This window comes from Embleya sp. NPDC005575 (assembly GCF_040605455.1).
Taxonomy (GTDB): Bacteria; Actinomycetota; Actinomycetes; order Streptomycetales; family Streptomycetaceae; genus Embleya.
Map to the genome: position 1 here is coordinate 1 of NZ_JBEXCV010000252.1, position 7,912 is coordinate 7,912.

Genomic DNA, 7,912 nt, shown 5'->3' on the forward strand with positions numbered 1-7,912 from the left:
TTCGGCTACCGCCGACTCACCGTCCGATACGAACGAAACGGCGACCACTTCACCGCCTTCCTCGGACTGGCAGCGGCCTTGACCTGCTACAAGAACTCGCACAACTCTCCATATGAGACACGCCCTTAGGGTGCAGGACTTCGTGGGGTGTGCGATAGCCGAGTCCCGAGTGGAGGCGTCGGCGGTTGTAGAAGCCCTCGATGTACCGGACGACTTCGCCGCGTCCTCGCTGGTCAGTCCCTTGGCGATCTCACGCCAGAACAACCGCTCGACGTCACGAAGAAGTGAGGGCTTCCCCGGCGACTTCATCGCGGCCCTGCCCGTCAACTCCCGCATCCACCCAGCCAACCTGCCCATTCACACCTCCACCATCGAGGTGTTGCGACGACCGGTTGAACCCAAGTTCAATGCAACAGTCCACCGTCGATCAATGCCGGGCCGTTCGCAGACGAGAGGGCTGCGGGGTTTGATGGTGGATCGAGCGGCGCGGCGCCTGACCTGAAGTCGATGCAGCCAATCGAGCACCGACTTCGGGTGGTCGACCGCACCCAGGGCCCGGGCCAGGGGCTCCAGGCCCGTATCTCGGTCAGACCCGACCTGGTCGCCCACCGTGCCGGCTTCGGCATCTGCCCGATCGCCAACCGGCGCATCTTCTATTCTGCGGCGCCATGACCCTGGAGGTAGCCGCTGCGGCCGCGCGCTGACAGAATCGGATCAACGGGCCCGGACCGACGGGCCGGTCGACCGGAAAGCAGACCATGACCGCGTACGCCATCGCCCACATCCGCCCCGAGACGATGAACGAGGACATCCTCGAATACATCGAGCGGATCCAGTCGACCATGGACCCCTACGAGGGCCGCTTCCTTGTGCACGGCAAGGAGGTCGAGGTGGTGGAGGGTCCCTTCCCCGGCACCGTCGTCGTGATCGGCTTCCCGGACATCGAGCGGGCCCGCGCCTGGTATGCCTCCGACGCCTACCAGGCCATACTTCCGCTGCGCACCCGCCACATCGCGGGCGAGGTCCTTCTGGTCGAGGGCGTCCCCGCCGGCTACGACGCCTCGAAGACGGCCGCTGGTCTGCGCGAAGCAGCAGGGCTCTGACGCGGGGCTCTCCGTCCGAAGGCCCCGCGATCGGGGAGCACCGCCGTGTACGACAACACGGCCTTTGGGGAGGATCGGATCGGCCGGTAGCGACTCGGCCATGAGGCGGTGGGTGCCGTCGCAGAGCGCCGGCGGAGTGCGGCGACACCAGCCGCAAGGGCGCCCTTGTTGGCCGTCTCGATGGCCTCCCGGGGGAGGGCGGTTCCGTCGGCGGGAAACCGACGGAACCGTGGGGGCGAGGGGCTTGCCGCAGCGCGGGGGTGTCGTGGGCTCTTACTCCCGGGAGCGGAAGCAGGCCCAGCTGCGGTGTGCACCGAGGTTTGATCGAGCAATTCCCACGTCCGGCCGCGGGCATCGGCGGAGGGTGTCCACTATCGGGTGGTGACGGCGGCTTCGAGAGAGCAGGGCCGTGACCGGAACGTCCACTGTGAGTTCTCGGTTTTTCTTTGTGGGTGCGTTGGGTTTGAGCTGGGATCCCGGAGTTCGGCTGGACGAATCCGTGTCTTCCCTTGTTGTGTCGTTTGAGCTGCGCAGATTGCGGGGTGTTTGGCACTGGCCAGAGATGTGTAGCGCTGTGACCTGTATTTCCGTGGTTCGGCTGGAATACCGGATGTATCACGGGAATCCTTACGGATTTTTCGCGTTTGCGCTGGTCGGGCCGTGTCTTCTTCGGTGTGGTGTAAGGGTGTTCGATCTGTCCGCGCCCCCGGTGTTCCGCTGTCGTGGACGGTGTCGTCCCGGCCGAGGCGCGGGAGGCCGCCGGCATTCGCTGCCGGGGCCGTCCGGAGTACGGGCCTCGGGTTCGGCGTGCCGGCCGGCGGTGTGTACGGTGCCGGCCGACTCCGGTTCGACGAAGCGGTGTTCCGTGAGGGCTACGAAAGGCCGCAGAGGTCGCGCAGGGCGGTGGCGGCGGCGGTGCCGTGGAACGGATGGTCCGGGTCGGGGGCGTGGGTGATGTTCGCGGGGTCGACGCCGGGCAGGCGTTCGACGGGTATGTGGCGCATGAGGTCGTCGATGGTGCGCAGGCTCTCGCGGAGGAGGGTGTCGACGAAGCGGGCGAGGTCGAGGGTGGTCTCGCCGGGGGCGGTTGTTCGTACTCCCCACGCCTGGTCCCCGCCGAGGTCGGCGACGTATCGGGTGACGGCGTCGTGATCCGTCTGGGGCAGGTGCATGCGGAAACGGGAAAAGGAGGAGTACGCATGGTCGGGTGTCGTCAGGCGCAGGGCGTTGTTGTGGACGTTGTTGCGCAGGGTCGTGACCAGGCGGATGGTGTCCAGTTGACGGCCGGATGGGGCGGGCGGTACCGGTAGCAGGGCCGGAAGGCCGGTGCCCGGTGTGGCGTCGTTGACCTTCCGGCGCCACGTTTCGCTGCGCCAACTGATGCCCTGGGGTTTCGTGTTCAGGCCGCAGACCGTGTCGGTGATGCGGGCGAGCGCGTCCAGGGCGCCGACGGTCTGCACCAGGAGCGCGTCGAGGTGGTAGAGGATCTCGAAGACGGCGGGCCGGTCGTGGGGCGCCCGGGTCCGGGCCAGGACGTGGTCTCGGGCGAACAGGGCGCGGGCCGCACGGTGAATGATGGTTTCCGCGAGTGCGCCCATCGTCGGATTGCTCGCTGCGCGCGCTGCGGAGTGGAACCGCCACCCGGCGGGGAGCGCCGCGCGGACGGTGAACTCGTAGAAGCTCTCGGCCGTCCATCGACGGGGTGTTCCGCCGGTCAAGGCGTGGGTGAAGTCGCCGCGGTCACGCAGGAAGAGCCCCATCAGCGCGAGCGCGGACGGAGTGTCCATCGGGTTGGCCTCGAGGACGAGTTGCCCGTCACCGGCGAGGAGGAGCGGGGAGTCGGTGACGAGCAGGTCGGCGGGCCAGGCGAGGCTTGCCCGGGCGCGCACGACCTCCGCCAGGACGTCGTCGACGGTTCCGGCTCCCGAACACGATGCCGTCTCGGCCCACTGCACCCAGGAGCGATATCCCAAGGCGCCCGTGAGTGCCCACCCGTCGCCGTCGGGCACCCGAACCTGGACGTAGTCCTCGGTCTCGTCCACCTCCCCGACCTCGATACGGCCGGGTGCCGGCGGATTCGCGAGGTCGTCGGCGGTGCCCAGGACGGCGATCTCGACGAGTGGGTGTCTGGTGAACTCCAGTAGGAACCCCACCCGGGAATCCGTGGACGCGCGGGCCGCCGCGCGCGCGTCCACCGCGATGCGCAGGACGCGTGCGCGGTCTCCGAACGCTGGCACCGGGTGGCTGCGATGACGAAAGAACGCCAGATCGAGCTGGGGAGTGGCCACCCGGCCGCGTTCCCACACCGGTTCGCCGTGCCACCGGCGAACGTGAACAGCCGGACCGGTCTCGGCCATGTGATCGCCTCGCGGGCAACGCCGCCCAGTCGTGATACGGCCGGGGACTGATACGAAGTGAACGAGGGGCTTGATCAGGGCGGTCTCACGCTCGGGGTCGATCTCGCGCACCCGGCCCTGGAACAGCTCGGACCATTGCTTCACCAAGGCTTCGCGGCGGCTGTTGTTGGCCGACAGGGCTGCGGTGAGCGCCTCGTCGGCGGCCTTCTTGACCACGATCGCCGCGTCGACCTGAATGCTGAGGGAGGTGGCCTTGTCGGCTTCGTCCAGGCGCTTCTTGAGCTGGGTGACCTCGCCGGCCGCGGTGCTGGCCTTGTTGCCGGCCTCGATCGTTGCCTGCCACTGAGGAACGAGGTGACTCGTTTCCCACCTGTCGCACGCTTCACCTGCCTTGCGCACCCGCTCCTCGGCCGCGGCTGCGGCCGAGGCTGCCGCGACGGCGTCGGCCTCGCGGTTCTTCCGCGTCAGTTTGGTGTGTTCGACCTGCGCGCGGGCTCGGGCGATGTCCGTCTGCGTCTTCTTCTCCGCTGCGACCCGGTGCGCCGGATCGTGTGGTCCCCCGCATTGCCGGCAGACGCCGGGTTCCACATCGGGCAGCAGGCGGGTGCACTCCGCGCAGTCCTCCGGCCTGTTGCGGGGTGTCGTCAGCCCGTCCAGGTGTCCTTCCGCCCGGGCGTGCTTCTCGACCGCCGCCGATGCCTTGACGGCGGCGGCGTCGGCGAGTTTGCGGGTCTTTCTGAGATCGGTCTCGGCTTGCTTGCGCAGGGCGTTCAATCGCCCGTGCTCACCTGATCGCGTGCCCAGTTCGGCGTGAGCCTGTTGCCACCGCCGGGCCGAGGGAGATGTTCATTCGCCTGCAGGTCGCGTACGCCACCCGGTAGCGCCGACGGTCGAGGGCATCGCCGGCCGAGCAGCGGCCGACGCCGAGACGAGTCACCCTGGAGCCGCCTGTGGTCCACCAGATTGGGGAACACCCCGTCCCGGCGGGCCTGCGCGATGGTTCAGTGCGGGCCGGCCAGGCCCAGGAAGCCGGCCAGCGTGTCGATCGCGGTGTTCGCCGCGCCGCGCCGATCCTCGGGGGACATTGCGGTCACCGTCGCGAACAGCGCGTCGTGCGCGCCGTCGAGTCCGGCACCGGCCGCCCGGCGAAACGCCGGACGACTCAAGCCGGGCTCGTCGTCGTCGATCATCGACGACGACGAGCCCCCGAGCGCGCTCGTCTGCTGGCCGCCGCCCGCGCCGCCGGGACGCCGGTGATCCACATCGTCGACGACGGCGGCGAGAACACCCCGTACGACATCCGCGCCGAGATCGGCGCCATCCGCACCGAAGTCGCCCCCGTCGGCGAAGAACCGGTCGTGGTCGCGCAGCTCCCCAACGCCTTCCACGACACCGACCTGGAGAAGACCCTGCGCGAACTGGGCGCGGGCGCCGACCTCGTACTGGCCGGCTTCATGACCCACATGTGCGTCACCTTCTCCGCCCAGGGCGCCTTCAATCTCGGCAATCGCCCCACCGTCGTCGCCGAAGCCACCGCCACCCGGCCCCTGGCCGCCCCCGACGGCACGACCGTGGCCTCGGCCACCTCCAGACGGCGGCCCTGAACACCATCGGCGACCTGTTCGGCCCCACCGCCCCCACCGTCGCCGCCCTCACCGCCTGACCGCCCGCTCCGGTCGGCCGGCTCCACCGCGGGCCGGCCGACCCCCACCGAACGACCAATCAGCACCGCGCCCATCCGAGCGAGGCGCCGGCCGGTGCCGCTCCGCAACGGCGCGTCCGGCTCGGTCTTCGAACTCGGCGAACAGCGTCGCTCCTTCGTGGACCACATATCGAGCGGCTCTACCGATGGGCCCGTCACCGCGTCCAACTCCCACAACGCCGCGACGCGACCCCGGGGAAGCACAGACGGCGGCAGAACCACCCGCGTGGAGCCGGCTCGGTAGCGTCCGGGCCGGGCCGACTCCACTGCACCGGGGCGGTGATCGAATGCAACAATGAGCAGCATGAATGCGACGTTGGGTCCGCTGGAAGTAATCGACGGCCGCTGCATGGTGGGCGAATTTCGGCGCCCGGGCGGTTCGTGGGTGGAGTTCCGTACAGACGGGCTGTGCCAACACGCGCCCGACTCGGAGGACGAGTTGATCCCCTGGTCCAGGATCATGGACGGGATTTCGGTGATCCTGGGTCGCGGTGACCCAAGCATAGGCGGCAACTACACGTTTCCCGCCGTGGTCAGCGGTCTCGTGGGGCGCAACGGACACGGCGGCGGCCATCTGGACATGACGCTGCGTCACCCCTACGAGTACCGGAGCGTGGTCTTCGACCGGCATGACCACTCCTACCGGGTCCCCGAAGCCGCCTTCCTGCAGCAGTTGTTGACCCAGACCGTCGACGCCGGCGAGGCGCGCCGGCTGGCCGAGGCGGACTGGCTGGGCCGCGCGGCCGAGCGGCTGGCCGCGCTGAAGTTCTGGACGACGCGCCGTGAGATCTCGGCGGCGGTTGCCCAGGCTCGGCAGGATGGCACGCCTGTCGGATCCTGACGGAGACCGGCCCGACGGAGACCGGCTCCGACGCACCCCATCCGGTCCAATGCGACCCAATCGCATGCGGGCCGGCGCGCCGGCCGAGGACCGAGCAGCGTTCGCGTCCCTGCCGCCACCCGCCCGCCGAGGGGCGCTCCGCCGCCGCCCATGCGGCAAAGCGACCCCGTGCGCGAGGGCTCAGTATCCGGCCGGTGCCGGCCAGTGCCGCTCCACCCCGATCGCGTCCAACTCTGCCGCGAACTCGGCGAACAGCGCCGGGACTTCGCACACCGCATGCGGCTCGACGCCCTGCCGCAGGCAATATGCCGCCAGGTGCCCGACCACCTCGCCGATGTTCCACTCCACCGGGTGCAGCCGGTAGCAGCCGTTGGAGATGTGCGTCGTGCCGATGTTCTTCGCCGCCGGCAGCAGGTTGCGCATCCGGATCGGCAGCAGCGCGCCCAGCGGGATCTCGAACGGCACGCCGGCCACGTCGATGTAGTTGTCGCCGCCGGTCGAGGGATGCAGGTCGATCCGGTAGGCGCCCACGCCCACCGAGTCCGGGAAGTGGTGGATCCCGTGCGTGCCCAGGATGTCCCGGGACACGTGGTGCTCGGTCACCGTGGTGACCGCGCGGATCCGCCGCGACTCGCGTACGTACGCGGACTTGGCCAGTCCGTCGGCGGTGCCGACCACGTCGTGCCGCAGCCGCAGCCCCGGGTACCCCGCGCCGCCGTCCGACCGAGGTGCCTCGGTCTGCAACCAGTACAGGACCGACAGCGAGAGCTGCTTGGCCTCGCGGTGCGCCGCGGCGGCCTCGTCCGCGCCGACCTCGATGATCGGCTTCAATCAGTAGTCGTTCAGCGGCCAGTTCACCAGCGTGATGTCCGAGTCGATTGCACCGGGCTCGAACAGGCCCTTCGCCAGGATCCGGCGGAACAACCACAGGTCGTCGCCGCCGGCGTCGGCGCTCTGGTCGGCGTGCACCGCGAGCGGGGTACCGCTCGGACGCGGGTCGAAGGTCCGCACCTCCGGTTCGAGGGTGCGCGGGTCGGGCGCGAGGAAGCCGAGCAGCGGCCCGGGCCAGAAGTCGGGTCGGTACGACCGCCAGAAGTCGTAGCCGGCGGGCCGGTCGATCACGTGGTTCTCACCCTCGTGGTGCGACACCGCGAACCATTACGTGATGCCCTGCATGTTCAACGGCCCGGCCTCGTCGGGCGCGCTGGGCTCGTCGTATTCCGCCCCGGACTCGGCGCCGGTGACGTACTCGGCCTTCGCGAGCGGCGGCAACTCGCCCGTCTCGGTCGCGTCCAGCATGTACGCCGCCGAGATCGTGTGCGACTCCTCGGTGCGCACGCCCCACAGGGTGACCGCGCGGACCCGGTCGCCGTCCGCGAACACCTCGGCGGGCACGTGCTCCATGAGTATGCGCAGCCCGGCTGGATGCCAGATGGGGCGCGAGCAGACCCTGCAACACGGCCAGTGATACCCGAGGTTCGTGGCACAGCTTGCTCACGTACCCGGTGTCCTTTGACAGCGAAGGTAGTCGGTCAGGGGTGACCTGACCTGGGCGGACTAACTTGCGTGTCAACGAGGCGGACGTCGAGGCCCGGACAACTGCCCGGTCCCCGCTCAGCTCTTGCGCTCATTCAGGACGCAGAAGACCCTTCGTCTGGACCAAATCCGCCGACGAGATCCTCAATTCCCTAGCGAAATATATCGCCAGAATTTCTGGCGCAGCACACTAGTGTCCTGCGCCAGGAATTCGTTGTAGATGTATAGGCTGGTTCCATGGCGCGGATGGGGCGGCCGAAGGCCGAGTTGGTGTTGTCGGACTGGGCTTGATCCGGTTTGACGGACACCCTGTCTGAGGGCTTTGCCCCTCTTGGGAGGATGTCCATCATGGAGCGTATGGGGAAGAAGAAGC

Annotated in this window: 6 protein-coding genes and 2 pseudogenes; 5 read left to right on the forward strand and 3 right to left on the reverse strand. The window is 69.1% G+C overall.

What is annotated here, in order from left to right; all coding sequences use genetic code 11:
* Window positions 1-130 precede the first annotated feature (130 nt).
* From ABZS54_RS40865 to ABZS54_RS40875, 3 genes are all read left to right on the forward strand, one after another.
* Window positions 131-502: a hypothetical protein gene (locus tag ABZS54_RS40865; RefSeq protein WP_355547858.1), complete on the forward strand. Its 372-nt coding sequence runs from the start codon at window positions 131-133 to the stop codon at window positions 500-502.
* A gap of 5 nt (window positions 503-507) precedes the next feature.
* Entirely contained in the window at window positions 508-672 is a 165-nt protein-coding gene (locus tag ABZS54_RS40870) for a hypothetical protein (RefSeq protein ID WP_355547860.1), read from the forward strand.
* 86 nt (window positions 673-758) lie between these two features.
* The gene (locus ABZS54_RS40875) at window positions 759-1,103 is read left to right on the forward strand and encodes a DUF1330 domain-containing protein (protein ID WP_355547863.1); all 345 of its coding nucleotides are present in this window, start codon (window positions 759-761) and stop codon (window positions 1,101-1,103) included.
* Window positions 1,104-1,975: 872 nt separating this feature from the next.
* Here the strand turns inward: ABZS54_RS40875 and ABZS54_RS40880 are convergent.
* Complete coding sequence (locus ABZS54_RS40880) at window positions 1,976-4,234, reverse strand: hypothetical protein (RefSeq protein ID WP_355547866.1); 2,259 nt, start codon at window positions 4,232-4,234, stop codon at window positions 1,976-1,978.
* 227 nt (window positions 4,235-4,461) lie between these two features.
* Window positions 4,462-4,722, reverse strand: a complete 261-nt coding sequence (locus ABZS54_RS40885; protein WP_355547872.1) for a hypothetical protein — start codon at window positions 4,720-4,722, stop codon at window positions 4,462-4,464.
* On the opposite strand from ABZS54_RS40885, the pseudogene ABZS54_RS40890 reads away from it, so the two are divergent.
* Both ABZS54_RS40890 and ABZS54_RS40895 read left to right on the forward strand, forming a co-directional pair.
* Window positions 4,675-5,123: pseudogene (locus tag ABZS54_RS40890) on the forward strand (isochorismatase family protein); the annotation flags it as partial. The gene ABZS54_RS40885 and the pseudogene ABZS54_RS40890 sit on opposite strands and share 48 nt — an antisense overlap.
* Before the next feature lie 334 nt (window positions 5,124-5,457).
* Window positions 5,458-6,003 carry a hypothetical protein gene (locus tag ABZS54_RS40895; protein ID WP_355547869.1) on the forward strand — a complete coding sequence of 182 codons (546 nt, stop codon included), beginning with the start codon at window positions 5,458-5,460 and terminating at the stop codon, window positions 6,001-6,003.
* Window positions 6,004-6,183: 180 nt separating this feature from the next.
* Here ABZS54_RS40895 and ABZS54_RS40900 read toward each other — a convergent pair.
* A pseudogene (locus ABZS54_RS40900) lies at window positions 6,184-7,507 on the reverse strand (FAD-dependent oxidoreductase); the annotation flags it as partial.
* Window positions 7,508-7,912 lie beyond the last annotated feature (405 nt).